Raw genomic sequence first — 25592 nt, forward strand, 5'->3', positions numbered from 1 at the left:
CGGGCGGCGGTCGCGCCCCGCGTCGGGGGCGACCCGTCGAGTGGGCGGTCCGCGGATCCGCCCGGCGTGCGGACCGGCCGACGGAGCTTAGGCGCGCGGACGCAGCAGGGGGACTCCGCCGGTGGCGGGCAGAGCCTCCGGCCCGGGGGCCGCGAGCCGGGCGGCGCGGCGCAGGCGGAGGTGGAAGGCGAGTCCGATGGCGGCCGCCGCGATCCCGGAGGCGGCGCCGACCAGCATCGCCTGGCGCGGACCGTAGGCGTTCGCGACCCAGCCGATCAGCGGGGCGCCGATCGGGGTGCCGCCGACGAAGATGGCCATGTAGAGCGCCATGACCCGGCCCCGCATCTCGGGGGCGGTCGAGAGCTGCACGTAGCCGTTGGCCGAGGTCATCAGCGTCTGCGCCGCGATGCCGACGAAGGGGAGCAGGATCGCGAACGCCCAGACGGTCGGCATGACGCCGGCCAGCGCGAGCGCGACGCCGAACGCCGCGGAGGCGCCGACGATGAGCCGGAGCCTCGGGCGGTCGCGGCGAGCCGAGAGGAGCGCCCCCAGCACCGAGCCGACGGCGATCGCGGAGGAGAGGAGGCCGAACTCGCTCGCCCCCATGTCGAACTCGACCGTCGCCATCGTCGAGGCGAAGATCGGGAAGTTCAGGCCGAAGGTGCCGATCAGGAACACGATCGCGAGCACCACGAGGATGTCCGGCCGCTTCGACACGTAGCGGAACCCCTCCAGCAGGGCACCCGGGCCGCGGGTGGCGCGTGGGGCGCTGCGGAGCTGGTCGCGGTGCAGCGCGCGCAGCGAGAGCAGGACGGCGAGGAAGCTCGCGGCGTTGAGGAGGAAGACCCAGCCGGAGCCGACCGCGGCGATCAGCACGCCCGCGAGGGCCGGTCCGATCATCCGCGCCGAGTTGAAGGAGGCCGAGTTCAGCGAGACGGCGTTGGTGAGGTCGCGCTCCTCGACCAGCGCCGACACGAACGTCTGGCGCACGGGCGCGTCGATCGCCGCGGCGAAGCCGAGCAGCAGGGCGAAGAGGTAGACCATCCAGAGCTGGACGACCCCGGTCACGACGATGAGCCCCAGGCCGAGCCCGAGCGCGCCCATCGCGCCCTGGGTGGCCATCAGGAGCTTCCGCCGGTCGAAGCGGTCGGCGATGAAGCCGGAGAAGGGCACCATCACGAGCTGCGGTCCGAACTGCAGCGCCATGGTCACGCCGAGCGCCGTCGCGTCGTGGTCGGTCAGGTCGTTGATCACGATCCAGTCCTGGGCCGTGCGCTGCATCCAGGTGCCGACGTTCGAGACCATCGCGCCCGCGAACCAGATGCGGTAGTTCGGCACGGCGAGGGAGCGGAACATCGCGCTCATCGGTCGGCCACCGCGCGCAGGACCGCCGCCGCGTCGTGGAGCAGGCGCAGGTCCTCGGGAGGGAGCTCCTCGAGGCGCGCCACGAGCCACGCGTCGCGGATGCGGCGCACGTCGAGCACCAGTGCGGTGCCGGCCCCGGTGGGGCGGATGCGGGTGACGCGGCCGTCGGCGGGGTCGGCCAGGCGCTCCGCGAGTCCTTCGTCGACCAGGCAGCCGACCGTGCGGGTCATCGACGGCGGGCGGACCCGCTCCGCCTCGGCCAGCTCGCCCAGGGTCTTCGCGCCCTCGCGGTGCAGGAGCGCGAGCACGCTGAACTGCGGATCGCTGAGCTCGTGCTGGGCCTTCTCCTGCCGGAGCCGCCGTCCGAGCCGGCCGACCGCTGCCCGCACCTCGCCGGCGAGGGAGGTCAGCGGGAGATCGGCCTGAGGGGTCTCGGTCTGCAGGGTCTCGGTCGATGGCACATAGTTAGCCTAACAAAAGAACTGCCGCTCAGGCGGAGGTCCGCGCGGTCCGCACCGCTCCGATGCTCGCGGCGACCACGAGCGCGATCCCGACGGCCTCGACGGCGCTGAGGCGCTGACCGAGCACGAGGAAGCCCGAGAGCGCGGCCGCCCCGGGGGAGAGCGACATCAGGATCGAGAAGGTGGAGGAGCGCAGGCGCCGCAGCGCCAGCAGCTCCAGCGCGTAGGGCACCGCGGAGGAGAGCACCGCCACGGCGAGCCCGAGGAGCAGCACCGGCGGCACCACCAGGGCGGGCCCGGCGGAGGCGAGGCCGAACGGCAGCGACACGATCGCGCCGGCCGCCAGCGCCAGCGCGAGCCCGTCGATCCCCTGGAACCGCCCGCCGGTGCGGCCGGCGAAGACGATGTACGCGGCCCAGAGCACTGCGGCCCCCAGCGCGAAGCCGACGCCGACCGGGTCCAGCGCGGAGAATCCGCCCTGCGACAGGGTCACCACCCCGGCCAGCGCGAGCACCGCCCAGACCAGGCTCAGCACGCTCCTCCCGGCGATCACCGAGAGCGTCAGCGGCCCGAGCACCTCGAGGGTGACGGCGGCGCCCTGCGGGATCCGGGCGATGGCCTCGTAGTAGCAGGCGTTCATCCCGCCGAGGGCGAGACCGTAGGCGGCGACGGTGGCCCAGTCGCTCCGGCTGTGGCCGCGCAGCCGCGGACGGCAGACCAGGAGCAGCACGACGGCCGAGAACACCAGCCGGAGCGTGACGGTGCCGATCGGCCCCGCGGCGGGGAAGAGCAGCACGGCGAAGGAGGCGCCCAGCTGCACGCTCGCGACCGACCCGAGCACCAGGCCGATCGAGCCAGCGCTCGCCGGGCGCCGCTCCGGAGCGGCCACTGCGCTCAGCTGGAGCGCCGCTGCGTCTGGACGGGCGGGACGTTGTAGCCGAGCAGGCCGACGCCGGTCGCGTCCCAGCGCAGCGTGGTCAGCGAGACGTTGTCGACCACCGGGAAGGTGTGCCGATAGGTCTCGGGGTTGATGCCGAGGTAGGCGCACAGCAGGAGGCGGATGAGCGTGCCGTGCGCGACGACGAGCACGCGGCCGTCGGGGTGCTCGCGGTGGATGCGGGCGAGCGAGGTGTTCGCGCGGGCGACGGCGTCGAGGCCGGACTCGCCGCCGGGCATCGGCTGGATGGCCGGCGCCGCGACCCACGCGTGGTACTCGTCCGGGAAGCGCTTCTCCATCTCGTCGGTGGTCAGCCCCTCGCCGCGGCCGAAGTCGACCTCGACCAGGGCCGGGTCGGGCTGCAGCTCGAGGTGGGCCGCCCGCGCGGCGGGCACGGCGGTGCGCACGGCCCGGACCAGGGTGGAGGAGTACACCGCCTCGAGGTCGGCGTCGACGGCCCAGGCGGCCAGAGTCGCCGCCTGGTCCTGGCCCCGGGGGGTCAGCGCGATGTCGGAGGAGCCCGCGAAGCGGTTCTCGGAGTGCCAGACAGTCTCTCCGTGCCGGGCGAGGATCAGGGTCGTCACCCCCTGAGCCTACCGACCGCGCGGGCCCGCGAGCCCCGCGCTCAGGCGGCGGGGACGCCGTAGTGCGCGTCGACCATCACCGGGAGGTGGTCCGAGACGCCCTGGGGCAGCGTGGAGACCCGCTCGATCCGCACGGAGTCGCTGATCGCGAAGTCGAAGTGGCCGCTGAAGTAGCGGTAGCGCGCGTAGGTGGGGGAGTCGCTCCGCGAGACCAGGTAGCCGTTCCGGGTCATCCGGCGGTCGAGTCCGCGGAAGAACCACGGGTAGTTGTAGTCGCCGACCATCAGGGAGGGGGTGTCCGGCGCGTACTCGCGCAGCCGGTTGAGCGCCTCGTCGATCTGCTTGCGGCGCAGGGCGTTGCCGGCCGAGAGCGGGGCGGCGTGGAAGGAGGAGACCGCGATCGATCCGCCGTCGCGGTCGTCGAGGCGGACGGCCAGCAGGCGCTCGTGAGCGGGGGACATCACCCGGTCGTGCATGGATTTGCTGAGCTCGAAAGCGGCGCTGCCGGAGAGCTCGAAGCGGTCCTGCGAGTAGTAGACGGCAAGGCCCAGGCGGTTGCGGGCCGTGACGGACGCGAGCCGGAGCGAGCCCACCTCCTGCGGCAGCTTCGTGGTGTCGCACTCCTGCAGGCACAGGACGTCGATGTCGTGGCGGGCGGCGAGGGGGGCGATCTCGGCGTGCGCTCGGTGCTCCCGGAGGTTGTAGGAGATCACGCGGAGGGCGCGTTCGGTCGGCTGCATTTCGCCAGTGTAGGGCGCGCCGACCGAGCGCCGGCCGACCCTCCGGCGAACACGGAGGGACCTCCTCGGAACGCGGTCGGAACGTTCGCCGACCGGCCGGGGAGGTCCCTCGCGGAGCCGTGTCAGTGCTGCTCGGTGCCCGAGGCGTCGGTCTCGGCGTCGGTGCCGTGGACGCCGTCGGTGGGGCCCCAGTCGGGCAGCGGGGGGTTCTGCTCCTCGCCGTCGGCGCCGACGCCGTCGGCCAGGGGGGAGGCCGCGCCGCCGACCTCGTCGAGGCCCGCGGAGGTGCCGGTCTCGGTGGCGGGGTCGGGCGTGCGGGCGCCGTCGGTCGTGTCGGTGGGGGTGGGCTCGATGTCGTAGTCGGAGCTGCTCATGTCCCGACGCTACGACTCCGCCGCCCGCGGGGGCACCCCCTTGCGCTCCCGCGAACGACGGAGGCCCCCCGCACCGGGAAGGTGCGAGGGGCCTCCGAAGGGGGAGTGCTCAGCGTCCGTAGGCGGAGGCGGCGGGGCAGTCGAACGGGTCGCCGCCGGCCGACAGGCCGACCTTGTTGAGGTAGCGGACGACGATCGCGTACGACTCCATCAGCGAGGTCTCGGTGTAGGGGATCTGGTGGGTGGTGCAGTACTCCTTGGCGATGACCTGCGCACGGCGCAGCGCCGGGCGGGGCATGTTCGGGAAGAGGTGGTGCTCCACCTGGTAGTTCAGTCCGCCCATGTAGAGGTCGGTGAACCAGGTGCTGCGGATGCTGCGCGAGGTGAGGACCTGGCGGCGGAGGAAGTCGACGCGCGCCTCCTTCGGCAGCAGCGGCATGCCCTTGTGGTTCGGCGCGAACGAGGCGCCCATGTAGAGGCCGAAGACGCCCAGCTGCACGCCGACGAAGGCGAACGCCATTCCGAGGGGGAGGGCCCAGAAGACGACGGCGAGGTAGAGGCCGACGCGGGTGACGAGCATGGTGATCTCGACCCAGCGCTTGTCGACCTTGCCCTTGCCGAACACGGTGCGGAAGCCGTGCAGGTGCAGGTTGAGGCCCTCGAGCAGCAGGAGCGGGAAGAACGCGTAGCCCTGGCGGCGGGTGAGCCAGGCGTAGAGGCCGCGCGAGCGGGCCGCGTCCTCGGCGGTGAAGGAGACGACGTCGCGCTCGATGTCCGGGTCCTTGCCCAGCACGTTGGGGTTCGCGTGGTGGCGGCTGTGCTTGGTCATCCACCAGGAGTAGCTGATGCCGACGAAGAGGTTCGCGAGGGTGCGGCCGGCGACGTCGTTGGCCTTGCCGGACTCGAACACCTGGCGGTGCGAGGCCTCATGGGCGAGGAAGGCGAACTGCGTCAGCACGATGCCGAGGGCGGCGGCGAGCAGGAGCTGGAACCAGGAGTCGCCCAGCAGGACGAAGCCGGTGACGATGCCGCCGAGCGCGAGGACCAGCGCGCCGAACATCGTGTAGTAGAAGCCGGTGCGGCGGCGGAGGAGCCCCGCGTCGCGGACCGTGCTGAGGAGACCGGAGTACTCGGTCGTCGGGTTGACGCGGCCGTCGGCGCGGGGGCGGGTGCGGACGACGCGGGGGGCGCCTCCGGTGACGGACGTGGTGGTGGGGGTGCTCATCGGCGCCTCGCTCTTCGTGGTGACCGTCGGCGTCGACGGTCTCTCGGTGAGCGATCCCGACGGGGGCGGTCCGCTCATGGTTCACCGCGTCGGTAGGGGCCGGACGCGGCATCAGGGCGACCGGGGTCAAGGGCAACCTGGTGTGAACACTACGGGGACGGCGGCGGCACCGCACCATGGCGATTGCCAGCCTTCGCTCCGCGCGTGTCGGGAAGGGGAGTGCGCCTCCGGCGGGACCGCCGGAGGCGCACGGGCTCAGGAGCCGATCGAGTCCTGCGGGCGGCCGGACTTGAGCGCGGCGAGGCGCGCCTCCACCTCGGTCATCTCGCCGAGGTCCTCGAGCGACTCGAACTGCGCGTCCAGGCTCGAGGAGGCGAGCTCCTCCGCGCCGCGGACGCGCGCCTCCTCGCGGCGGATCTTCTGCTCGAAGCGGCTCACCTCGCTCGTCGGGTCCATCAGGTCGATGCTCTTCACGGCGTCCTGGACCTGGCTCTGCGCCTCGACGGTCTTCGAGCGCGCGATCAGCTCGTCGCGCTTGCTCGAGAGCTGCTGCAGCTTCTCGCGCATCTGGTTCAGGCCCGACTTGAGCTTGTCGACGACCTCGGTCTGCGAGGCGATGGTCGGCTCGGCGTCCTTCGCCTCCTTCTCGGACTGGATCTGGCGCTGCAGAGCGACCTTGGCCAGCGCGTCGAACTTGTCGGCGTCGCCGGCGCTCCCGCCGGTGCGCAGCTCGTCGGCCTTGCGGCTCGCGGCGAGGGCCTTGCCGCCCCACTCCTGGGCGTTCTGCACGTCCTCGCGGTAGTCGTCCTCGAGCAGGCGCAGGTTGCCGATCGTGGTGGCGATCGCCGCCTCGGCGTCGCGGATGCTGTCGGTGTAGTCGCGGACCATCTGGTCGAGCATCTTCTGCGGGTCCTCGGCCTGGTCGAGGAGTGCGTTGATGTTGGCCTTCGCGAGCTGCGCGATGCGGCCGAAGATCGACTGTCTCTGAGCCATGGGTGTCTCTCCTTGCGTCGTGGGTGGTGCCGGATGTCGGAGGTGGTGCCGGAGTCGTGGGGGAGGTGGTGGTCGTCGGTCGTGCGCGGATGCCCGGGGGCGCTCAGAAGCGCCCGCCGCCTCCACGGCGTCCGCCTCCGCCGCTGCTGCGCCCGCCGCCGAAGCCGCCGCCGCCGGAGCGCCGGGACGAGCCGCCGCCGCCGAAGCCGCCACTGAACCCGCCTCCGCCGAAGCCGCCCGAGCGGTAGCCGCTGCGGCGTCCGCCTCCCAGGAGCGACTCGACCAGGATCCCGCCGAGGAACGCGCCGGTCGTGTCGCCTCCGTAGGGGCTGCCGACGGCGTTCGGGGCGGAGTACGAGCCGGCGTCGGCCCGCGCCCGCTCGAGCGCCTGCTGGGCGAGCTGCGAAGCGCGCTGGGCGGAGGCGAGAGCCTCGCGGGGGTCGGTGGCGGCGATGCGCTCGGCGTACTCGGCCGAGCGGGCGGCCTCGGCGACGCGGGTGCGCGCCTCCGAGCCGACCGCGCCGCGGCGGGCCGCGATGAAGTCCTCGGCGGCCGAGACGCGGCTGCGGGCGGAGGTGAGCTCGGCGCCGAGGGCGGCCCGCTCGCGCTCGCGCTGGGCCTGCGCGTCGCGGAACCCGCCGACGGCGGCGTCAATCGTGGCGTCGGCGGCGGTGAGCGCCTCGAGCAGGGCGAGCGGGTCGTTCGGCCGCACGGAGGCGGCGCGCTCGACGTCGTCGAGGGCGGCCTCGGTCGAGGCGACCGCCGCGGCGACGTTCTGCGCCTGGGCAGCGGACTCCGCGTCCTGGGAGGCGGCGAGCGCTCGTCCCTGCGCCACGTCGGCGCGGATCTCGGCGATGCGGCCGGCGAGCGACGCCTCCGCCTTCTGCAGCTCGTCACCCCTCGTCGCCACCGCGTCGACGAGTCCGGAGGCCTGCTCGGCGGCCTGCTGCCCGGCGCGCAGCAGCACGGCGGCGCGGCCGGAGTCGCCGGCCTGCAGCGCCTGCTGGGCGCCGGCGAGCTGGTCGCGGGTGAAGCGGAGGCGGTCCTCGGCCTGGTCGGCGTCGTCGCCCACGTCGTCGATCGCGGTCGGCGCGTAGCGGGAGGCGAGCTCGGCGAGGCGGGCGCGGGCCGAGGGGAGGCGGTCGCCGACCTCGGCGGCGCGAGCCGAGAGCGCGGCGGCGACCTGCGGCGCGTTCTTCTCGAGGTCGCGCAGCTCCTCGAACGCGCTCGCGCGCTCGTCGAGCGTCTGCTCGGCGTCGGCGCAGAGCTGGAGGATGCGCTGGTAGCCGTCGCGGCGCTCCTGATCGGTCTCCGGCTCGGCGTCGTCGAGGCGCTGCTGCAGGGTGAAGGCCTCGCCGAGCAGGCGCTTCGCGGTGACGAGCGCCTCGCGGAACGCGCCGGTCGCGTCGGCGCCGAACTGCGCCTCCGCGAAGCCGACCTCCTGCTCGCTGGTGCGGACGGCGTCGTCGGCGTGGACGAGGGCCGACCCGGCACGGGTGGCGAGTTCGTCGATCGAGGCCTCCACCGCCTCCTGGGCGCGGCGCTTCCGCGCGCGGCGCACGAGCAGCAGCACCACGAGGCCGACCACGACGAGGGCCGCGAGCACGCCGAGCGCGATCAGCAGCCCCGAGCCGAGGGACTCGCCGGCGCTGGGCGCGTCGAGGCGCTGCCCGATCCCGTCGGCGGCGGCCACCGCGGCTCCGGCCCAGTCGCCGTCGGCGAGCCTCGGCTCGATGTCGTCGGACTGGAGCGAGGAGACCTGCGCGTCGTCGAGGGCGAAGCCCTGCGCGACCGACACCTGGTACTGGCGGGCGTCGACCGCGACGGCCAGGAGGACGTCGTCGGTGCCCAGTCCGTTGCGGGTCGCGGTCTCGTCCGCCCACGCGGCGCGGTCGGACGGATCGGTGAAGGAGTCGACGAAGGCGACGAACAGCTGCACGCGGTGCTGGTCGTAGAGGGCCCGCGAGGCCTGCTCGATCTCGGCGGTCTCTCCGGAGCTCAGCACCCCGACCGAGTCGAGGACGGTGGAGGAGGAGAAGGAGACGGGCGATTCGGCCGTCGCCGCGGTCGCGGGGACCAGCGCGAGGACCGCGGCGATCAGGAGGGCCCCGAGCGCCGGTAGCAGCCGGGAGCTCACGGGGTGGTGGGGTCTCGCCGGCATCGCGCACACTCCTTCGTCGTCGCCTCCCGAGTGTAGACAGCCCGGGTGTCCGAGCAGGAGTCGGGAGGCGGCAGGCCGTCGACCGCGTGCCCGGGGCGCGGGGGATGGGAGAACGCCGGGAGGAGGAATGACCGTGCTCCGCTCGCGGTTGTGGCCCGGAGTGCGCCGCAGGTGCACGTGCCTCCCCCCTCAGGGCAGCCCCTGAGACAGCTCCGTAGAAAGGCGATCCCGTGGATCCGTTCTCCCCCCTCACCGCCGGCGACCTCGACCTCCCCAACCGCATCGTCCTGGCACCGATGACGCGACTGCGCTCCGACGAGCAGGGCGTGCCCGGCGCGATCGTCGCCGAGTACTACGCCCAGCGCGCGAGCATGGGCCTGCTGATCAGCGAGGGCGTCTTCCCCAGCGCCGAGTCCAAGGGCTACGCCGGGCAGCCCGGCATCGAGACCGACGCGCAGGCCGCGGGCTGGCGCGCCGTCGCCGACGCCGTGCACGCCGCGGGCGGACGCATCGTCATGCAGCTGATGAACGCGGGCCGCGTCTCGCACACCGAGATCACCGGCACCGACCGCATCGTCGCCCCGAGCGCCGTCGCCATCGACGGAGAGGTGCACACCCCCGCCGGCAAGAAGCCCTTCCCGGTGCCGCACGCGCTGACCACCGAGGAGCTGGCGACCGTCCGCGACGAGTTCGTCGCCGCCGCCCGCCGCGCGATCGACGCCGGCTTCGACGGGGTCGAGGTGCACGGCGCCAACGGCTACCTGCTGCACGAGTTCCTCTCGCCCGTCTCCAACGTGCGCACCGACCAGTACGGCGGGACCCCGGCCGAGCGCGCCGCGTTCCCGCTCGAGGTCACCCGCGCGATCGTCGACGAGGTCGGAGCGGGCCGCGTCGGCATCCGCCTCTCGCCGGCCCACAACATCCAGGACGTCGTCGAGACCGACGGCGACGACGTGCGCGCCACCTACGAGGCCGTCGTCGACGGGCTCGCCCCGCTCGGCCTGGCCTACCTCAGCGTCCTGCACGCCGAGCCCGCCGGCGAGCTGGTCCAGGACCTCCGCTCGCGCTTCGACGGCGTCTTCATCGCCAACAGCGGCTTCGGCTCGCCGACCAGCCGCGAGGAGGCGACCGAGCTGATCAGCGAGGGCCACGCCGACGCCGTGGCCGTCGGCCGCCCGGCGATCGCCAACCCCGACCTGGTCGAGCGCTGGCAGGGCGGGCACCCCGAGAACGAGGTCGTCCAGGAGACGGTCTACGGCGGAGGAGCCGAGGGCTACACCGACTACGAGCCCCTCTCGGCGTAGTCGCGACTCACGCGGAAGGCCCGCTCCCTCGAGGGGGAGCGGGCCTTCCGCGTACCGGGGGGATCAGCTCTCGCTGCCCCGGCTCTTCAGCTCGGACTCGATGCGGGCGTCCTGCTCGGGCGAGAGCTCGTGGTCCTCGTCCTCCGGGCCGGCCGTCTCGCCGACGCGACCCTCGCCGAGGGCGTGGATCGAGGTGATCTCGTCCTCGAGCGCGGCGTCGCGGTCGTGCTCGCTCACGAGCCGGTCTCGATCTCCCCGGCGGAGACGGCCTCGGCGTACTTGCGGAGGTCCGGGCCGGGCTCGAAGTCGATGAAGCGGTCCTTGAGGCGCGCGTTCAGCTCCGCGAACACGTCCTCCCAGGGCTCGCCCTTCTTGCTCGTCGCGAGGTCGAGCACCGCCTCACGGAGGACCCTGTCCGAGTCCTCGAGGATCTTGTCGCGGGCTTCGTCGTTCCAGCGGATGTCCTGTGCGTCCATGCTCCGACCGTAAGCGCGGGGCCGGGGCGCCCCAAGGACTTGCGGGCGGGGGGCGGGAGGCGTAGGAGCCCCCGCCGCTCCGCGCTCAGGAGAGCGCCGGCAGCACCTCGCGCTCGAACAGCTCGATGCCGGACCGGTCGTAGGCGGCGTCCGGGAAGTAGAGGATGCCGTAGTCCATCCCGCGCGACTGCATGCCGGCGAGCCGGTCGACGATCTGCGAGGGAGTGCCGACCGCGAGCGCGTCGGGGCTGCGGTACTCGGCGACGAAGGACGCCGCTCCCTCCGCGCCGAGGTACGGGACCACGCGCTCCTCGAGACGCTGCAGCGCCGCCTCGACCTCCGCCTCCGTCTCGCCGATCACGACGTTGTAGTTCGAGCTCCGGGTGATCGCCGAGAAGTCGGTGCCCAGGCGCTCGCAGTGCCCGCGGAGGACCGAGCTCTTGTGGTCGAACGCCTCCGGGGTCCCGGCGAAGTTCGTGTACTGCGCGTACTGGGCCGCGATCCGCAGCGTGACCTTCTCGCCGCCGCCGGCGACCCACAGCGGGATGCCGCCCTCCTGCAGGGGCAGCGGTCGGTTCTGCGCGCCGTCCACCTGGTAGTAGCGGCCGTCGAGGGTCGCGGACCCGGTCGTCCAGGCCTGCTGCAGGATCTGCACTCCCTCGTCGAGCCGGCCCAGCCGCTCGGCGATCGGCGGGAAGCCGTAGCCGTACGCGCGCCACTCGTGCTCGTACCAGCCGCCGCCGATGCCCATCTCGACCCGCCCGCCCGAGACGATGTCGACGGTCGTCGCGACCTTGGCGAGGTAGGCGGGGTTCCGGTAGCCCATGCAGGTGCACATCTGGCCCAGCCGCACGCGCGACGTGGTGGCGCCGAACGCGCTCATCAGCGACCACGCCTCGTGCGTCGCCTCCTCCGTCACCTGCGGGACGGTGTGGAAGTGGTCGTAGACCCAGATCGACTCCCAGGCGCCGTCGTCGGCGTGCCGGGCGAGGTCGCTCATGGTGCGCCACTGGTCGGCGGCCGGGACGCCGACGAGGTCGTGGCGCCAGCCCTGGGGGATGAAGAGTCCGAATCGCATGCCGCCGACCCTAGGGCGGCCCGGCCCCCGAGGTCGAGGGGTCGCGGTGCTCGCGTACGCTTCCGACCGATGCTGACCTTCACAGAGGATCTCGGACTCCCCGTCCTCGCGCTGATGATCCTCGCCGCCTTCGCGGCCGGCTGGATCGACGCGGTCGTGGGCGGCGGCGGACTCCTCCAGCTGCCCGCCCTGCTCCTCGTCCCCGGGATCTCGCCCGTGCAGGCGCTCGCCACGAACAAGCTGGCCTCGATCTTCGGCACGACCACCAGCGCGATCACCTACTACCGGCGCGCGAAGCCCGATCTGCGCACCGCACTGCCGATGGCGGCGGTCGCCCTCGCGGGCAGCTACGGAGGCGCGACGCTCGCCGGCCTCCTCCCGGCCGCGGTGTTCAAGCCGATCATCGTCGTCGCGCTGATCGTGGTCGCCGTCGTGACGATCGCCCGCCCGGCACTGGGCAGCGTCACGGTGCTCAAGCACGCGGGCCGGCGCCACCTCGTCACGGCGGCCGTGCTGGGACTCCTGATCGGCTTCTACGACGGCCTGATCGGACCGGGCACCGGGACCTTCCTGATCATCGCCCTGATCACCGCGCTGGGCTACGACTTCCTGCTCGCCAGCGCCAAGGCGAAGATCGTCAACGTCGCGACCAACCTCGGCGCCCTGCTCTACTTCGTGCCGGGCGGGCACGTGATCTGGCTGCTGGGCCTCCTGATGGGCGCCGCCAACGTGGCGGGCGCGTACCTCGGCTCGCGGATGGCCGTCGCTCGTGGCAGCCGCTTCATCCGGGTCGCGTTCCTCGTCGTGGTCGGCGCCCTCATCCTCAAGGTCGGCTCCGACGTGTGGACCGAGAACCTGGCGCCGCTGCTGCGCTAGCGCGGGCTGCGGGACCGAGCCGCGGAACGAGGACGGGACCCCCGCCGCAGCAAGGGGTCCCGTCCTCGTTCCGATCGCTCGGCGATCCGCTCCGCCGGCCTCAGCCGAAGGGGATCGAGCCGACCAGCACGCCGACGGCGAGCATGACCAGCGAGACGACGACCGCTCGCCACAGCACCTTGCGGTGGTGGTCGCCGAGGTTCACCGCGGCGAGGGAGACGAGCAGGAGGATCGCCGGGACCAGCGGGCTCTGGAGGTGCACCGGCTGCCCGGTGATCGAGGCGCGCGCCATCTCGACCGGCGAGATGCCGTAGTTCGCCGCGCTCTCGGAGAGCACGGGGAGGATGCCGTAGTAGAACGCGTCGTTCGACATGAAGAAGGTCATCGGGATGCTGAGCACGCCGGTGATCACGGCGAGGAACGGTCCGAGCGCCGGCGGGATCACCGCGACGACCCACTCCGCCATGGCGTCGACCATGCCGGTGCCGTTGAGGACGCCGATCAGCACGCCGGCCGCCAGCACCATCGACACGACGCCCACGATGCTCGGCGCGTGCTTGACGATCTCGGCCGCCTGGTCCTTCATCTTCGGGAAGTTGATCAGCAGGGCGACCGCGGAGCCGACCATGAACACGTAGGGCAGCGGCAGGATGTCGGCGACCAGCAGCGTCATCACCGCGAGGGTCAGGACCAGGTTCACCCAGATCAGCTTCGGGCGCAGCGTCTCGCGCTCGGGGTCGAGCATCGTGTCGGCCATCGCGGTGTCGGCGTCGTCGGCCTGCACGCGGGCGGCGACCGCCACCTGGGCTCCGCGCAGGGCCTGGGGACCGCGGAGGAAGGAGAAGCGCTCCCGGGCGACGGTGCGGATGCCCCCGGTCAGGGCCGCGAGGCCGCCGGTGCGGGCGCCGCCCGAGCGGGAGGAGGAGCCGCGGCCGGCGCCGACGAGCTCCTGCTCGAGCATCGGCTCGGCCAGCGCGAGCGAGCCGAGGCGGCGGCGCTCGCCGAGCCCGAGGAACCAGGCGAAGACGAGCGTGACGGCCAGGCCCACCGCGAGCGACGGGAGCATCGGCACGAAGATCTCGCTCGGCGAGACCTGGAGGGCCGCGGCGGCGCGCACCGTCGGTCCACCCCAGGGGACGATGTTGAGCGTGCCGTTGGCCAGGCCCGCGACGCAGGTCAGCACGACCGGGTTCATCCCCAGGCGCAGGTAGATCGGGAGCATCGCGGCGGTGGTGACGATGAAGGTGGTCGAGCCGTCGCCGTCGAGCGAGACCGCACCCGCGAGCAGCGCCGTGCCGAGCACGACCTTCGCCGGGTCGTCGCCGAGCGCGCGGACGATGAAGCGGATCAGCGGGTCGAAGAGCCCGACGTCGATCATGATCCCGAAGTACATGATCGCGAACATCAGCAGCGCGGCCGTGGGCGCGAGGCTGCCGATCGCCTCGAGGACCATGTCGCCGATGCCGAGGCCGGCGCCCGCGAAGAGGCCGAAGATCGTCGGCACGACGATCAGGGCGACCATCGGCGTCAGCCGCTTGGTCATGATCAGGGCCATGAAGGCCAGGATCATGGTGAAACCGAGTACTACCAACACAGCTGACTCCTTCGTCCAGTGCCTCCGCCCGCGCTCGGCGGGAGAGCCGGCCGGGAGATGGTGGAAACCCTAGGCAGCTCCGCGTCCGGCGCCGGGGTATCGCTCATTACGGCGACATCTGCGCATAGTGTGGCTTCTGCGCATTCTGCGCACGACGACGGCGAGGAGGCCCCGATGCGCTTCGCGACCCACGTCCTGGTCCTGCAGCTCGCCACGGTGTCGGCCGCCGTGCTGGTCTGCGCGGGGCTCGTCACCGCGCTCAGCATCCAGCAGCTGCGCGGCGAGGCGGAGGGCACGGCGCTCGCCATCGCCCGCACCGTCGCCGAGGACCCCGACGTGCAGGACGCGGTCGCCGCGTCCTCCGCCGTGCCCGGCGCGCCCGCCGCCTCGGAGCTGCGCGGCGGACCGCTCGAGGACGTCGCCGCCGCCGTCGAGCAGCGCACCGGCGCGCTCTTCGTCGTGATCACCGACGACCAGGGCATCCGCCTCGCCCACCCCGACGAGGACCGCCTCGGCGAGCGGGTCTCGACCAGCCCCGACGAGGCGCTCGCCGGGCGCGAGAGCGTCTCGTGGGGCACCGGCACGCTCGGCGAGTCGGCACGGGCGAAGGTCCCGGTCTTCGCCGCGGGGGAGCAGCGGGTCGTCGGCGAGGTCAGCATCGGCTTCGCGCGCTCCAGCGTCTTCACCGACCTGCCGACCGCGCTGCTCGGCGTCCTCGCCGCGGCGCTTGCCGGGCTGGTGCTCGCCGCCGTCGCCTCCGTCTTCATCCGCCGCCGCCTGCTGCGCCTGACGCTCGGCCTCGCTCCGGAGGAGCTCACCTCGCTCGTGCAGGACCAGGCCGCCGTGCTCGACGGGGTCGACGAGGGCGTGCTCGCGCTCGACCGCGACGGGCGCGTCGGCGTCTGCAATGCGCGGGCCGCCGCGATCCTCGGCTCCGACGACCCGACCGGGCGGGCGCTGCACGGGCGGCCGCTCGCGGAGCTCGACCTCCCCGTACCGCTGGCCGACGCGATCGGCGCCGCGCTGCACTCCGTCGAACCGCCCCGCCCCGGAGGCGAGGAGGGCTTCGTCGTCCGTTCCCGCATCGTCTACGTCGACATCCGCCGGGTGACCCGCGGCGACCGCGACCTGGGCGTGGTGGTGGTGCTGCGCGACCGCACCGACCTCGCCGCGCTGAGCCGGCGCCTCGACGCGGTCGGCGCGATGACCAACGCGCTCCGGGTGCAGCGGCACGAGTTCGCCAACCGCCTGCACGTGGTCGCGGGCCTGCTGGATGCGGGGCGGACCGCGTCGGCGCGCGACTACCTCGACGAGGTGCTGACCCGCGGCCCGCTCAAGTACCCGGTGCAGCACGCCGACCGGCTGCAGGAGCCGTACCTCCAGGCGCTCGTCGGGGCGAAGGGGATCGAGGCGGCCGAGCGCGGCGTGCTGCTGACGCTCGGCGAGGAGACGCTGGTGCGCGGCACCGTCGTCGAGCCGGAGGACGTCGCCACGGTGGTCGGGAACCTGGTGGACAACGCGGTGCGCGCGGCGGTCGAGGGGCGGCGCGACGTGCGCTTCGTCGAGGTCGAGCTGCTCGACGACGGCGACGCGCTCTTCGTGACGGTCGCCGACTCCGGCGACGGAGTGCTCGATCCGGACTCGCTGTTCGACCGGGCCGGCGCGGGCGACCCCGTCGAGGACGACGGCCGCGTGCACGGCCGGGGCTTCGGCCTGCCGCTGTGCCGCGAGGTGGCCGCCCGGCGCGGCGGCGAGGTCTGGCTGGCAGACCCCGGCGGAGCGGAGTCGGGGGCCGTGCTGTGCGCGCGCCTCCCCGGAGCGGTGCTGCCGCCGGAGCAGGACGGGGACGGGTCATGAGCGCGGACACGGCGCGGGAGCGCACGGTGCTGGTGGTGGACGACGACTTCCGGGTCGCGCAGCTGCATGCGGACCTGGTCGAGGCGCGGCAGGGGCTGACGGCCCTTCCTCCGGTGCACACGGCGCGCGCGGCGCGGGCGGCCGTCGCCGAGCACGCGCCCGATCTGCTCCTGCTCGACGTGCACCTGCCGGATCAGAGCGGGATCGCGCTGCTCCGCGAGCTCGACACCGACGCGTTCGTCGTGAGCGCCGCCTCCGACGGGGCGACGGTGCGGCGCGCCCTGCACGCGGGAGCGCTCGGGTACCTCATCAAGCCGTTCGAGGCGCGCCTGCTCGGCGAGCGCCTCGACGCGTACGTGCGGTTCCGGAACGTGCTGCGGGAGGACCGCGCGGCCGATCAGGAGGCGGTGGAGCGGGCGCTGCGCATCCTGCACTCGGGCGACGCGACCGCCGCGCAGCCCTCGCGCTCGGCGACCGAGCAGCTCGTCCTGGCGCGCCTGGCCGAATCGGGCGCCGAGCTGTCGGCTCTCGAGGTGGCCGAGCGCGCCGGCATCTCGCGCGCCACCGCCCAGCGCTACCTCTCGGGCCTCGCGGGCCGCGGCCTCGTCGAGATGACCCTCAGCTACGGCACCACCGGCCGTCCGGAGCACCGCTACCGCGCCCGCTGACCCTCCGCGAGCGGAATCCGCGCTCGAGCCGGCGGGACGTTCTCGGCGGTCAAGACCCGCACTCGGGGACCTGAGCGCCTAGGGGAGCTGACTGCGGAGCACCGGCGTGCGGTGCTCGGTCGAGCCGAACGGGGGATCCGCGTGTCAGCGGATCCTCCTAGGCGGTCGGGACCCGCTCTCGGGAACCCGACCGCCCGTGGGAGCCGACTGCGGTGCGCCGCCCTGCGGCGCACGAGACGGCCCGTCGAACGAGCGATCCGCGTGTCAGCGGATCGTTCTAGGCGGTCGGGACCCGCTCTCGGGAAACTGACCGCCTAGGGGAGCCGACTGCGGTGCGCCGCTTCGCGGCGGTCGGTCGAGCCGAACGGGGGATCCGCGTGTCAGCGGATCGTCCTAGGCGGTCGGGACCCGCTCTCCGGGACCCGACCGCCTAGGGGAGCCGACCGCGGTGCGCCGCTCCGCGGCGCACAGGACGACTCAGTGCGTCGCGTCGACGTCCGCGCCCGCGGCCTCGGCCACGCGGCGGCGCTCGGCGGCCTCGGCGGCCATGCGGCGGCCCTTGGGGCTGACGAGGGAGGCGATCACCGTGATCACGAGGACGCCGATGATGACCGAGAGCGACAGTCCGGTGCCGATCTCGAAGACCTCCACGTGCTCGCCGTTGTTGATGAACGGCAGGTTGTTCTCGTGGAGCGCGTGCAGGATCAGCTTCACGCCGATGAAGGCGAGGATCGCGGCGAGGCCGATGCTGAGGTAGACGAGGCGGTCGAGCAGCCCGTCGATGAGGAAGTACAGCTGGCGCAGGCCCAGCAGCGAGAACGCGGTCGCCGTGAAGACGAGGTACACGTCGCTGGTGAGGCCGAAGATCGCCGGCACGCTGTCGAGGGCGAACAGGATGTCCGTTCCGCCGATCGCCGCCATGACGAGGATCATCGGCGTGAGGACCTTCTTGCCGTCGATGTGCGTGTAGAACTTGTCGCCGTCGTACTGGTCGCTCGTCTTGAAGATCCGCTTGGCCAGGCGCACCATCACGTTGTCGCTGGAGTGGTCGTCGCCCGGCTTGACCAGGTTGAACGCGGTCAGCAGCAGGATCAGGCCGAAGATGTAGAAGACCCAGGCGAACGAGTTGATCAGCGCGGCGCCGAGGAAGATGAAGCCGGTGCGGGCGATCAGCGCGAAGACGATGCCGAAGAGGAGCACCTTCTGCTGGTCGGCGCGGGGCACCTTGAAGCTCGCCATGATGATGAGGAAGACGAACAGGTTGTCGACCGAGAGGGCCTTCTCGGTGATGTACCCCGCGAAGTACTCCGATCCGGGCGTCGCTCCGCCGAAGACGAGGACGCCGAGCCCGAAGAGCACGGCGATGCCGACGTAGAGCGCCGACCAGATCGACGACTCCTTCAGCGTGGGCTCGTGGGCCTTCCGGACGTGGAAGAAGAAGTCGAAGAGCAGGAGCAGGACGATGAAGACGATCGTCAGGGTCCAGATCAGGGGCGATACGGTCATGAAGGGGCTGGCCTCGCTCGTGAAGGGGGGTCGGGGGACGGTCGCGGGGGTCGCTCGTCAAGGGAAAAGGTAGCGAGGCACCGTAGCGAGCAGGGCGCCCGCCGATGGATCGTGAGTATCTTCTCAGTTCTCATCGCGTCCCTCGCGCCCAGCGGCCGGAGCGCCACACTGGTCACCATGACCGGCGCCGCTGTCGACAGGACCTTCCAGGACGCCTCCGGCGTCGTCATCCACTACCGCTGGTGGCCGCACCCCTCGCCCCGCGCGATCGTGCAGCTGGCCCACGGGGTCGGCGAGCACTCGGGGCGCTACGTCGAGCTGGCGGAGGCGCTGGTCGCCGCCGGGTACGCGGTCGCGGCGGACGACCACCGCGGGCACGGCCGGACCGGCCTCGAGCAGCACGGCGGCGACTCCTCCCGGCTCGGACTGCTGGGGCCGGGCGGCCTGCGCGCGACCGAGGCGGCGATCCTCCGGCTGACGGAGCTGCTCGCGGAGGAGAGCCCGGGAGTGCCGATCGTGCTGCTCGGCCACTCCTGGGGGTCGCTCATGGCGCAGCGGATCGTCGACCACCACTCCGGCGCCTACGCCGCGCTCGTGCTGAGCGGCACGGCCTACCGCCTCCCGGGGCACATGAACGCGGGCGACCTGGCGAAGCGGCACCGCGTCGCCGGCGGTCTCGGCCTCGAGTGGCTCTCCCGCGACCCGGAGGTCTGGCAGCGTTTCCACGACGACCCCCTCACCTTCACCACGCCGCTCGCGAAGCGGATCGGGCTGGTCGAGACCCTGCGGCTGGTCGGCCGCCCGAAGCGCGGGCCCGAGCATCCGCTGCCCCTGCTGCTGGTCGTGGGCGCCGACGACACCCTCGGCGGCGAGCGGTCGGTGCGCGCGCTCGCCCAGGCCTACCGGCGGCGGGCCGGGTACACGGACGTCTCGGTGCGGGTGTACCCGGAGGCGCGGCACGAGCTGTTCCAGGAGCTCAACCGGGCCGAGGTCACGGCCGATCTCGTGGAGTGGCTGGGCGAGCGCTTCCCCGCCCCGGCTCGCGCCTAGGCTGGCGTCATGCATGGCGAGTACAAGGTCCCCGGCGGAAAGCTCGTGGTCGTCGACCTCGACGTGGTCGACGGGAGGTTCGCCGGGTTCCGCCTGGCGGGCGACTTCTTCCTCGAGCCCGACACGGCCCTCGACGACATCGACCGCGCGGTCGTGGGCCTCCCGGCCGAGACCGACGCGAAGTCCATCGCCGCCGCCATCCGGCAGGCGCTCCCGGCCGACGCGGTCCTGCTCGGCTTCACGCCCGAGGCCGTCGCGGTCGCGATCCGCCGCTCGCTGCAGAAGGCGACCAGCTGGCGCGACTACGACTGGCGCATCGTGCACGACCGGGCCGTCCCTCCCGCGACCCACCTGGCGCTCGACGAGGTGCTGACCGCCGCGGTCGGCGAGGGCCGCCGGGAGCCGACGCTGCGGATCTGGGAGTGGGACCAGCCCGCCGTCGTCATCGGCAGCTTCCAGTCGCTCCGCAACGAGGTCGACCTCGACAACGCGGCGAAGTACGGCGTCGACGTGGTCCGCCGCATCTCGGGCGGCGGCGCGATGTTCATGGAGGCGGGCAGCGTCGTCACGTACTCGCTCTACGTCCCCGGCGACCTCGTCCAGGGGCTGACCTTCGCCGACTCCTACGCCTTCCTCGACGAGTGGGCCGTCAGCGCGCTGCAGTCGCTCGGGATCGACGCGGTCTACCAGCCGCTCAACGACATCACGTCGCCCTCGGGCAAGATCGGCGGTGCCGCGCAGAAGCGCCTGGGCTCCGGCGCCGTCCTCCACCACGTGACCATGAGCTACGACATCGACGCCGAGAAGATGGTGCAGGTGCTGCGGATCGGCCGCGAGAAGCTCTCGGACAAGGGCATCGCCTCCGCCGTGAAGCGCGTCGACCCGCTGCGCAGCCAGACCGGGCTCAGCCGCGCCGAGATCATCGAGCGGATGAAGGCGACCTTCGTGCAGCTGCACGGCGGCGAGGCGGGGACGCTGACCGAGGAGGAGTACGCGGCGGCGGAGGAGCTGGTGCGGACGAAGTACTCGACTCCGGAGTGGCTGCGGCGCGTCCCCTGACCCGCGGGTCCGAGGCGGCGGTCGCCGGCGCGTGGCCCCGGAGTGGAACGCGGCGGACCGGACCGGCGGGAGCCCCTCAGCTCGCGAGGAGCTCCTGGTAGTCCGGGTGATCGGCGATGAACTCGGCGACGAACGGGCAGGCCGGGACGATGCGCCCGCCGAAGCGCTCGTGCGCGTCGTCGAGGGCCGCCTCGACGAGGGTCTCGCCGAGGCCCTCGTGGCGGTGCTCGGGCGCGATCTCGGTGTGGAGGAAGACCACGTCGCGGCCGCGGACGGCGTAGTCCGCGACTCCGACGGTCTCGCCGTCGAGCCAGAGCGTGTAGCGGGACGAGTCCTCGTCGTGGCGCACCTCGGAGATCATCGCGCCACTCTACGCCGGAGCCTCCCCGGCACCCGTCGAGCCCGGGCGCGAGGCGCGGAGCGTGTCGCCGGGCTCGCGCGCACTGGCACAATTGCCGGGTGCCCAGGACGATCCAGATCGCGGACGGCGTCCCGGAGTCGCGGAGCGCGGTGTTCCACGCCGACAACCTCGAGGTCCTGCCGCAGCTGGCCGACGGGGCTTTCACCGTCGTCTACCTCGACCCGCCGTTCAACACGGGCCGGGCGCAGGTGCGCACCTCGACCACCTCGGTGCGCTCCACCACAGGCACGATCGCCGGCTTCAAGGGGCGCAGCTACGAGCGGATCCGCGGCGACCTGCTCCGCTACGACGACCGCTTCGACGACTACTGGTCGTTCCTCGAGCCGCGTCTGGCCGAGGCGTGGCGGCTCCTCGCCGACGACGGCACCCTCTACCTCCATCTCGACTACCGCGAGGCGCACTACGCGAAGGTGCTGCTCGACGCGCTCTTCGGCCGCGAGTGCTTCCTCAACGAGATCATCTGGGCCTACGACTACGGAGCGAAGGCCACGCGCCGCTGGCCGACCAAGCACGACACGATCCTCGTCTACGTGAAGGACCCGCGCGGCTACCACTTCGACTCCGCCGCCGTGGACCGCGAGCCGTACATGGCCCCGGGCCTGGTGACCCCCGAGAAGGCCGAGCGCGGCAAGCGGCCGACCGACGTGTGGTGGCACACGATCGTCTCGCCGACCGGCCGCGAGAAGACCGGGTACCCGACGCAGAAGCCGGAGGGGATCCTCCGCCGCATCGTGCAGGCGTCCAGCCGCGAGGGCGACGCCGTCCTCGACTTCTTCGCCGGCTCCGGCACGACCGGCGCCGTCGCGCACGCTCTCGGCCGCCGCTTCGTCCTCGTCGACGAGCACGCCGACGCGGTCGCCGTCATGCGCCGCCGCTTCGCCGCCCTCGACCCGGCGCCGCTCTTCCTCTGACGCGGGCGCTCGCGACTCCTCAGACGTCGCCGTCCTCGCTCGCCACCCCCGCGACTCCTGCGCACCGGCCGGCTCCCACTGTCCAGGAGTCGTCGCAGTCGAGTTCGGTCGCTCCCACTGTCCAGAAGGTGTCGCACTCGACATCGATCGCTCCGACTGTCCAGGAGTTGTCGCACTCGACGCCGACTGCGACAACTCCTGGACAGTCGTGGTGGGAGGCGCGCCTCCCCAGGTGCGGGATCAGGGGTTCGTCCACAGAATGCGGATCGCGGGAGACGGACGAGGATCACGGACCGCCAGAATCGCGGCATGTCCAGCACCGACCTCGGAGCCTTCACCCGGCGAGCGGCACTCCGCGCCGGGATGACGGACGCCCGGCTGCGCACTCCCGCCCTGGCCAGCCCCTTCCACGGAGTGCGCACCCGGGTGGCGCCCGTCACGCACCTGGAACGAGCCGCCGCCTATCTGCCGCGGCTGCGGCCCTGGCAGCTCTTCTCCCACCTGACCGCGGCCGAAGCCTGGCGAGTGCCGCTCCCGGCGCGACCCGGCGAGGACGATCCGATCCACGTGGCGGCGACGACGCCGCACCGGCCCCCCAGGACCCGGGGTGTGATCGGCCACACCCTCACGGAGACGGACAGGGTCGAGCGGCACGGCCTGCCGGTGACAGGAGCGGTGTCGACGTGGATCGCGCTCGCGCCACTGCTGTCCGCCCGCGATCTCCTCGCGGCGACGGACCACCTCCTGTTCGAGCCGCGCTGCCCGCGCCGGGACGATCCGCGTCCCCATGTCCGGCTTCACGAGCTGCAGGACCGCCTGGCCTCCCATCGGTGCCGGGGCCGACGCGGCCTGGCTGAGGCTCTGCGGCTGGCATCGACCGGAGCCGCCTCGCGGAGGGAGACCTGGCTCCGCGCTCTCGTCGAGGAGGCGGGACTGCCTGCGCCCGACGTGAACGCCGAGATCAGGATCGGCGGCCGACTGCTCGCGGTCGGCGATCTGGTCTTCGAACGGTGGAAGGTGGTGGCGGAGTACGACGGCGGCCAGCACCGGACGGACGACGCGCAGTTCTCACGCGATCGTGAACGGCTCCTGGCCCTGCACCTCGCGGGCTGGATCGTCGTGGTCGTCCGCGCGGAGGGTCTGACCCGGGGCAGGGCGCGCACGATCGCCGAGCTCCGTGCCGCTCTCGTGGCCCACGGCTGGCGACCGTGACGCACCCCGTCGACGGATCGACCCGCTCGTCCATCCCCGCCCCGCCGCCCGCGTCCGCCCCACCGTCCGGATCCGCCCGCCGGTCCGCATCCGATCGAGCACGCGGAGTTCTCCGACTGTCCAGGAGTTGTCGCACTCGGCGTCGACTGCGACGACTCCTGGACAGTCGCGGGCCGGGGTCAGCTGCTGGCGCGGACGACCAGCGACGTCGGCATCAGCGTGCGGTGCTCCACGGGGAGCCCCTCGATGCGGGCGGTCAGCAGCTCCACCATGCGGGCGCCGAGCTCGTCGGGGAGCTGGCGCACCGTGGTCAGCGCGGGGACGGCGTTCCGCGCGAAGAGATCGTCGTCAAAGCCCACGACGGACACGTCCTCGGGGATCCGGCGGCCGGCCTCGCGGAGGGCGGCGTAGGCGCCGACCGCCATCTGGTCGTTCGCGGCGAAGACGCCGTCCAGGTCGGGGGCGCGGGCGAGGAGGCGGCGCATCGCCTCGGTGCCGCTGGCCGGCGAGAAGTCTCCCCACTCGACGAGGTCGTCGGCGAGGCCGGCGTCGGTGAGTGCGCCGCGCCAGCCGATCAGGCGGTCGACGCCCGGCGGCATGTCTGCGGGGCCCGCGATGGTGGCGATCCGGCGCCGGCCGCGCTCGATCAGGTGCGCGGTGGCGACGGCCGCCCCTTCCGTGTTGTCCACGTCGACGAAGTAGGAGCCGCGCTCGTCCGGCGAGAGCGGCCGGCCGCCGAAGACGATCGGCAGCGTGCCCGAGAGCGCCGCGTAGGAGTGGTCGCCCGAGTGGTGCGAGACCACGAGCGCACCGTCGACGTTGCCGCCGAGCAGGTACCGCCGCGTCTTCTCGCCGTCCGTCTCGGACGCGATCAGCATCGAGAGCGTGTAGTCCGTGTCGGCCAGGCGCATCGCGGCGCCCTGCACGATCGAGGCGAAGAACGGGTCCGCGAAGACGCGCGCGGTCGACTCCGGCACGATCAGCGCGATCGACTGCGTGCGCCGCGAGGCGAGCATCCGCGCCGCGTGATTGGGCACGTAGTCGAGCTCGCCGATCGCCTTCTCGACGGCGGCCACGATCTCGGCCGCCACCTGCGGGGCGCCGTTGACCACCCGCGAGACCGTCGCGCGCGAGACTCCGGCCCGCGCCGCGACCATCTCGAGGGTGGGGGAGCGGCCCCCGCCGCGGACGCCCGTCGGCTCGCTCACGGGTCAGTCCAGGATCGCCGCGGCGCTGCCGCCGAGCAGTCGGGAGTAGACCAGGCCCGAGTCCTTCACGGTCCGCTCCTGCGTGTCGTAGTCGACGCGCACGATGCCGAAGCGCTTCTCGTAGCCCCAGGCCCACTCGTAGTTGTCGAGGAGGGACCACACGAAGTAGCCGCGGACGTCGGCGCCCTGGTCGATCGCGTCGGCGACCTTCTCGACGTGGTCGAGCACGTACTGCGTGCGGTCCGCGTCGTGCACGCGGCCGTCCTCGACGACGTCGTCGTAGGCGGCGCCGTTCTCGGTCACGTAGAGCGGAGGGAGGTTCTCGTATTCCAGGCCCAGGCGGGTCAGCAGGTAGCGCAGCCCGTCGGGGTTCACCTCCCAGTCCATCGCGGTGCGCGGCAGCCCGCGCGACGGGAAGGTGATGAACTCGGAGCCGACCCAGGGGGAGCCGACCTCGCGGTCGGTCGCCTGGGCGAAGTCGTCGGCTCCGGCCGGCAGCGGATGCGCAGAGACGTTGTCGTCGTGGTAGTGGTTCACGCCGAGGAAGTCGAGCGGGAGCGAGATGAGATCGAGGTCGCCGTCGACGATCAGCTCGTCGAGCCCGAGCCCGGCGACGTCCTCGAGCAGGTCCTCGGGGTACTCGCCGCGCAGCAGCGGGTCGAGGAAGATCCGGTTCTGGAGGGCGTCGAAGCGGCGTGCGGCGTCGAGGTCGGCCTCGTCCTCGGGGTCGTCGGGGACGGCGTTCGAGAGGTTGAGCGTGATGCCCAGGTTCTGCGCTCCGAGCTGCCGGAGCGTCGAGACGGCCAGCCCGTGGGCGAGGTGCGTGTGGTGCACGGCGGCGAGGGCCTTCTGCTGCGAGATCACGCCGGGGGCGTGCACGCCCGCCCCGTAGGAGAGCAGGGTCGAGCAGAACGGCTCGTTGAACGTCGTCCAGTGCTGCACCCGGTCGCCGAGGCTCTCGTAGACGGCCTCGGCGTAGTCCCGGAAGCGCTCGGCGGTGTCGCGGTTCGCCCAGCCGCCGGTCTCCTCGACGGCCTGCGGGAGGTCCCAGTGGTAGAGGGTGAGCCACGGCAGCACGCCGGCGCCGAGCAGCTCGTCGACCAGGCGGGAGTAGAAGTCGAGGCCCTCGGGGTTCACCGCGCGGTCGCCCGGCTTGACGCGCGCCCAGCTGACCGAGAAGCGGTAGGAGCCGAGCCCCAGCTCCTTCATCAGCCGCACGTCCGCGGGCATCCGGTGGTAGTGGTCCACCGCGACCTCGGGGGTGTCGCCCTTCGCGACCGCTCCGGGTACGCGGGAGAACGCGTCCCAGATGCTGTCCTCCTTGCCGCCCTCGTGGCCGGCGCCCTCGATCTGGGCGGCGGCGGTCGCGGATCCCCAGAGGAAGCCGGCGGGCCAGTCGCGGACGGCGAGCCGGTCGACGCGGGCGATCTGCTCCGAGAGGCTCGGGGTCGCGCTGGGCGTGGTCCTGCTGGCCTTCGTGCTCTCGTGGTTCCTCAAGACCCCGCCGCTGCGGGCGAAGTCGGCCATGCAGG

At 72.9% G+C, this 25592-nt stretch carries 25 protein-coding genes; 8 read left to right on the plus strand and 17 right to left on the minus strand.

Annotation, left to right across the window (positions count from 1 at the left end):
• Positions 1 to 87: 87 nt before the first annotated feature.
• The 9 genes from C5C37_RS13385 to C5C37_RS13425 all read right to left on the minus strand — a co-directional run bounded on the left by C5C37_RS13385 (position 88) and on the right by C5C37_RS13425 (position 8840).
• Positions 88 to 1365: an MFS transporter gene (locus tag C5C37_RS13385; protein WP_104223853.1), complete on the minus strand. Its 1278-nt coding sequence runs from the start codon at positions 1363 to 1365 to the stop codon at positions 88 to 90.
• A complete protein-coding gene (locus C5C37_RS13390) occupies positions 1362 to 1826 on the minus strand; it encodes a MarR family winged helix-turn-helix transcriptional regulator (protein WP_258074136.1) in 465 nt (154 codons plus the stop codon). Before C5C37_RS13390 ends, C5C37_RS13385 begins: the two co-directional genes overlap by 4 nt.
• Positions 1827 to 1854: 28 nt before the next feature.
• A complete protein-coding gene (locus C5C37_RS13395) occupies positions 1855 to 2715 on the minus strand; it encodes a DMT family transporter (RefSeq protein ID WP_219814487.1) in 861 nt (286 codons plus the stop codon).
• Positions 2716 to 2720: 5 nt separating this feature from the next.
• Positions 2721 to 3347 carry a histidine phosphatase family protein gene (locus C5C37_RS13400; RefSeq protein ID WP_104223854.1) on the minus strand — a complete coding sequence of 209 codons (627 nt, stop codon included), beginning with the start codon at positions 3345 to 3347 and terminating at the stop codon, positions 2721 to 2723.
• Positions 3348 to 3388: 41 nt separating this feature from the next.
• A complete protein-coding gene (locus tag C5C37_RS13405) occupies positions 3389 to 4087 on the minus strand; it encodes an endonuclease/exonuclease/phosphatase family protein (RefSeq protein WP_104223855.1) in 699 nt (232 codons plus the stop codon).
• Between the two features lie 122 nt (positions 4088 to 4209).
• Positions 4210 to 4461 (minus strand): hypothetical protein, encoded by a 252-nt coding sequence (locus C5C37_RS13410; RefSeq protein WP_104246865.1) that lies wholly within the window; start codon positions 4459 to 4461, stop codon positions 4210 to 4212.
• Positions 4462 to 4570: 109 nt separating this feature from the next.
• Positions 4571 to 5686, minus strand: a complete 1116-nt coding sequence (locus C5C37_RS13415) for an acyl-CoA desaturase (protein ID WP_104226226.1) — start codon at positions 5684 to 5686, stop codon at positions 4571 to 4573.
• A gap of 255 nt (positions 5687 to 5941) precedes the next feature.
• The gene (locus C5C37_RS13420; RefSeq protein WP_104223858.1) at positions 5942 to 6679 is read right to left on the minus strand and encodes a PspA/IM30 family protein; all 738 of its coding nucleotides are present in this window, start codon (positions 6677 to 6679) and stop codon (positions 5942 to 5944) included.
• A 103-nt stretch (positions 6680 to 6782) separates the two neighbouring features.
• The gene (locus tag C5C37_RS13425) at positions 6783 to 8840 is read right to left on the minus strand and encodes a TPM domain-containing protein (RefSeq protein WP_104335527.1); all 2058 of its coding nucleotides are present in this window, start codon (positions 8838 to 8840) and stop codon (positions 6783 to 6785) included.
• Between the two features lie 230 nt (positions 8841 to 9070).
• Between C5C37_RS13425 and C5C37_RS13430 the strand changes: the two genes are divergently transcribed.
• Positions 9071 to 10144 (plus strand): alkene reductase, encoded by a 1074-nt coding sequence (locus C5C37_RS13430; protein WP_104226205.1) that lies wholly within the window; start codon positions 9071 to 9073, stop codon positions 10142 to 10144.
• A 63-nt stretch (positions 10145 to 10207) separates the two neighbouring features.
• On the opposite strand, the gene C5C37_RS17590 is transcribed toward C5C37_RS13430, so the two are convergent.
• The 3 genes from C5C37_RS17590 to C5C37_RS13440 all read right to left on the minus strand — a co-directional run bounded on the left by C5C37_RS17590 (position 10208) and on the right by C5C37_RS13440 (position 11698).
• Entirely contained in the window at positions 10208 to 10381 is a 174-nt protein-coding gene (locus C5C37_RS17590) for a hypothetical protein (RefSeq protein WP_160035225.1), read from the minus strand.
• Positions 10378 to 10620: a hypothetical protein gene (locus C5C37_RS13435; protein ID WP_068251275.1), complete on the minus strand. Its 243-nt coding sequence runs from the start codon at positions 10618 to 10620 to the stop codon at positions 10378 to 10380. Before C5C37_RS13435 ends, C5C37_RS17590 begins: the two co-directional genes overlap by 4 nt.
• Positions 10621 to 10705: 85 nt before the next feature.
• Positions 10706 to 11698 carry an LLM class F420-dependent oxidoreductase gene (locus C5C37_RS13440; RefSeq protein ID WP_104223861.1) on the minus strand — a complete coding sequence of 331 codons (993 nt, stop codon included), beginning with the start codon at positions 11696 to 11698 and terminating at the stop codon, positions 10706 to 10708.
• Between the two features lie 69 nt (positions 11699 to 11767).
• Between C5C37_RS13440 and C5C37_RS13445 the strand changes: the two genes are divergently transcribed.
• The gene (locus tag C5C37_RS13445) at positions 11768 to 12574 is read left to right on the plus strand and encodes a TSUP family transporter (RefSeq protein WP_104223862.1); all 807 of its coding nucleotides are present in this window, start codon (positions 11768 to 11770) and stop codon (positions 12572 to 12574) included.
• Positions 12575 to 12674: 100 nt separating this feature from the next.
• On the opposite strand, the gene C5C37_RS13450 is transcribed toward C5C37_RS13445, so the two are convergent.
• Positions 12675 to 14144 (minus strand): CitMHS family transporter, encoded by a 1470-nt coding sequence (locus C5C37_RS13450; protein WP_104233156.1) that lies wholly within the window; start codon positions 14142 to 14144, stop codon positions 12675 to 12677.
• Positions 14145 to 14342: 198 nt separating this feature from the next.
• On the opposite strand from C5C37_RS13450, the gene C5C37_RS13455 reads away from it, so the two are divergent.
• Together C5C37_RS13455 and C5C37_RS13460 are read left to right on the plus strand one after the other, a co-directional pair.
• Entirely contained in the window at positions 14343 to 16025 is a 1683-nt protein-coding gene (locus C5C37_RS13455; RefSeq protein ID WP_104339064.1) for an ATP-binding protein, read from the plus strand.
• A complete protein-coding gene (locus tag C5C37_RS13460) occupies positions 16022 to 16693 on the plus strand; it encodes a response regulator (protein WP_104223865.1) in 672 nt (223 codons plus the stop codon). The genes C5C37_RS13455 and C5C37_RS13460 overlap by 4 nt, the downstream gene beginning before the upstream one ends.
• Before the next feature lie 477 nt (positions 16694 to 17170).
• On the opposite strand, the gene C5C37_RS13465 is transcribed toward C5C37_RS13460, so the two are convergent.
• Positions 17171 to 18199 carry a TerC family protein gene (locus C5C37_RS13465; RefSeq protein WP_104223866.1) on the minus strand — a complete coding sequence of 343 codons (1029 nt, stop codon included), beginning with the start codon at positions 18197 to 18199 and terminating at the stop codon, positions 17171 to 17173.
• 177 nt (positions 18200 to 18376) lie between these two features.
• Between C5C37_RS13465 and C5C37_RS13470 the strand changes: the two genes are divergently transcribed.
• Positions 18377 to 19249 carry an alpha/beta fold hydrolase gene (locus tag C5C37_RS13470; RefSeq protein WP_104233159.1) on the plus strand — a complete coding sequence of 291 codons (873 nt, stop codon included), beginning with the start codon at positions 18377 to 18379 and terminating at the stop codon, positions 19247 to 19249.
• Between the two features lie 9 nt (positions 19250 to 19258).
• On the plus strand, positions 19259 to 20308 hold the full coding sequence (locus C5C37_RS13475; RefSeq protein WP_104225162.1) for a biotin/lipoate A/B protein ligase family protein: 1050 nt from the start codon (positions 19259 to 19261) through the stop codon (positions 20306 to 20308).
• Between the two features lie 76 nt (positions 20309 to 20384).
• Here C5C37_RS13475 and C5C37_RS13480 read toward each other — a convergent pair whose 3' ends face one another.
• On the minus strand, positions 20385 to 20669 hold the full coding sequence (locus C5C37_RS13480) for a GNAT family N-acetyltransferase (protein ID WP_104238619.1): 285 nt from the start codon (positions 20667 to 20669) through the stop codon (positions 20385 to 20387).
• A 98-nt stretch (positions 20670 to 20767) separates the two neighbouring features.
• Here C5C37_RS13480 and C5C37_RS13485 point away from each other — a divergent pair, with 98 nt between their 5' ends.
• Positions 20768 to 21640, plus strand: a complete 873-nt coding sequence (locus C5C37_RS13485; protein ID WP_104225160.1) for a site-specific DNA-methyltransferase — start codon at positions 20768 to 20770, stop codon at positions 21638 to 21640.
• 309 nt (positions 21641 to 21949) lie between these two features.
• Positions 21950 to 22852 carry a hypothetical protein gene (locus tag C5C37_RS13490; RefSeq protein WP_104339065.1) on the plus strand — a complete coding sequence of 301 codons (903 nt, stop codon included), beginning with the start codon at positions 21950 to 21952 and terminating at the stop codon, positions 22850 to 22852.
• A gap of 179 nt (positions 22853 to 23031) precedes the next feature.
• Here the strand turns inward: C5C37_RS13490 and C5C37_RS13495 are convergent, their stop codons facing one another.
• Together C5C37_RS13495 and C5C37_RS13500 are read right to left on the minus strand one after the other, a co-directional pair.
• Entirely contained in the window at positions 23032 to 24009 is a 978-nt protein-coding gene (locus tag C5C37_RS13495; protein WP_104339068.1) for a LacI family DNA-binding transcriptional regulator, read from the minus strand.
• A 54-nt stretch (positions 24010 to 24063) separates the two neighbouring features.
• Entirely contained in the window at positions 24064 to 25488 is a 1425-nt protein-coding gene (locus C5C37_RS13500; protein WP_104273532.1) for a GH1 family beta-glucosidase, read from the minus strand.
• Between the last annotated feature and the right edge of the window lie 104 nt (positions 25489 to 25592).

The sequence above is a fragment of the Rathayibacter sp. AY1F9 genome (genome assembly GCF_002932155.1).
In the GTDB taxonomy this organism is placed as follows: domain Bacteria; phylum Actinomycetota; class Actinomycetes; order Actinomycetales; family Microbacteriaceae; genus Rathayibacter.

What these genes read in the sequence shown, in the direction of transcription:
- C5C37_RS13385 (WP_104223853.1), bottom strand. Translation starts at nt 1,365, where the DNA reads ATGAGCGCGATGTTCCGCTCCCTCGCCGTGCCGAACTACCGCATCTGG.
- C5C37_RS13405 (WP_104223855.1), bottom strand. Translation starts at nt 4,087, where the DNA reads ATGCAGCCGACCGAACGCGCCCTCCGCGTGATCTCCTACAACCTCCGG.
- C5C37_RS13410 (WP_104246865.1), bottom strand. Translation starts at nt 4,461, where the DNA reads ATGAGCAGCTCCGACTACGACATCGAGCCCACCCCCACCGACACGACC.
- C5C37_RS13415 (WP_104226226.1), bottom strand. Translation starts at nt 5,686, where the DNA reads ATGAGCACCCCCACCACCACGTCCGTCACCGGAGGCGCCCCCCGCGTC.
- C5C37_RS13420 (WP_104223858.1), bottom strand. Translation starts at nt 6,679, where the DNA reads ATGGCTCAGAGACAGTCGATCTTCGGCCGCATCGCGCAGCTCGCGAAG.
- C5C37_RS13425 (WP_104335527.1), bottom strand. Translation starts at nt 8,840, where the DNA reads ATGCCGGCGAGACCCCACCACCCCGTGAGCTCCCGGCTGCTACCGGCG.
- C5C37_RS13435 (WP_068251275.1), bottom strand. Translation starts at nt 10,620, where the DNA reads ATGGACGCACAGGACATCCGCTGGAACGACGAAGCCCGCGACAAGATC.
- C5C37_RS13440 (WP_104223861.1), bottom strand. Translation starts at nt 11,698, where the DNA reads ATGCGATTCGGACTCTTCATCCCCCAGGGCTGGCGCCACGACCTCGTC.
- C5C37_RS13445 (WP_104223862.1), top strand. Translation starts at nt 11,768, where the DNA reads ATGCTGACCTTCACAGAGGATCTCGGACTCCCCGTCCTCGCGCTGATG.
- C5C37_RS13450 (WP_104233156.1), bottom strand. Translation starts at nt 14,144, where the DNA reads ATGATCCTGGCCTTCATGGCCCTGATCATGACCAAGCGGCTGACGCCG.
- C5C37_RS13455 (WP_104339064.1), top strand. Translation starts at nt 14,343, where the DNA reads ATGCGCTTCGCGACCCACGTCCTGGTCCTGCAGCTCGCCACGGTGTCG.
- C5C37_RS13460 (WP_104223865.1), top strand. Translation starts at nt 16,022, where the DNA reads ATGAGCGCGGACACGGCGCGGGAGCGCACGGTGCTGGTGGTGGACGAC.
- C5C37_RS13465 (WP_104223866.1), bottom strand. Translation starts at nt 18,199, where the DNA reads ATGACCGTATCGCCCCTGATCTGGACCCTGACGATCGTCTTCATCGTC.
- C5C37_RS13470 (WP_104233159.1), top strand. Translation starts at nt 18,377, where the DNA reads ATGACCGGCGCCGCTGTCGACAGGACCTTCCAGGACGCCTCCGGCGTC.
- C5C37_RS13475 (WP_104225162.1), top strand. Translation starts at nt 19,259, where the DNA reads ATGCATGGCGAGTACAAGGTCCCCGGCGGAAAGCTCGTGGTCGTCGAC.
- C5C37_RS13480 (WP_104238619.1), bottom strand. Translation starts at nt 20,669, where the DNA reads ATGATCTCCGAGGTGCGCCACGACGAGGACTCGTCCCGCTACACGCTC.
- C5C37_RS13490 (WP_104339065.1), top strand. Translation starts at nt 21,950, where the DNA reads ATGTCCAGCACCGACCTCGGAGCCTTCACCCGGCGAGCGGCACTCCGC.
- C5C37_RS13495 (WP_104339068.1), bottom strand. Translation starts at nt 24,009, where the DNA reads ATGGTCGCGGCGCGGGCCGGAGTCTCGCGCGCGACGGTCTCGCGGGTG.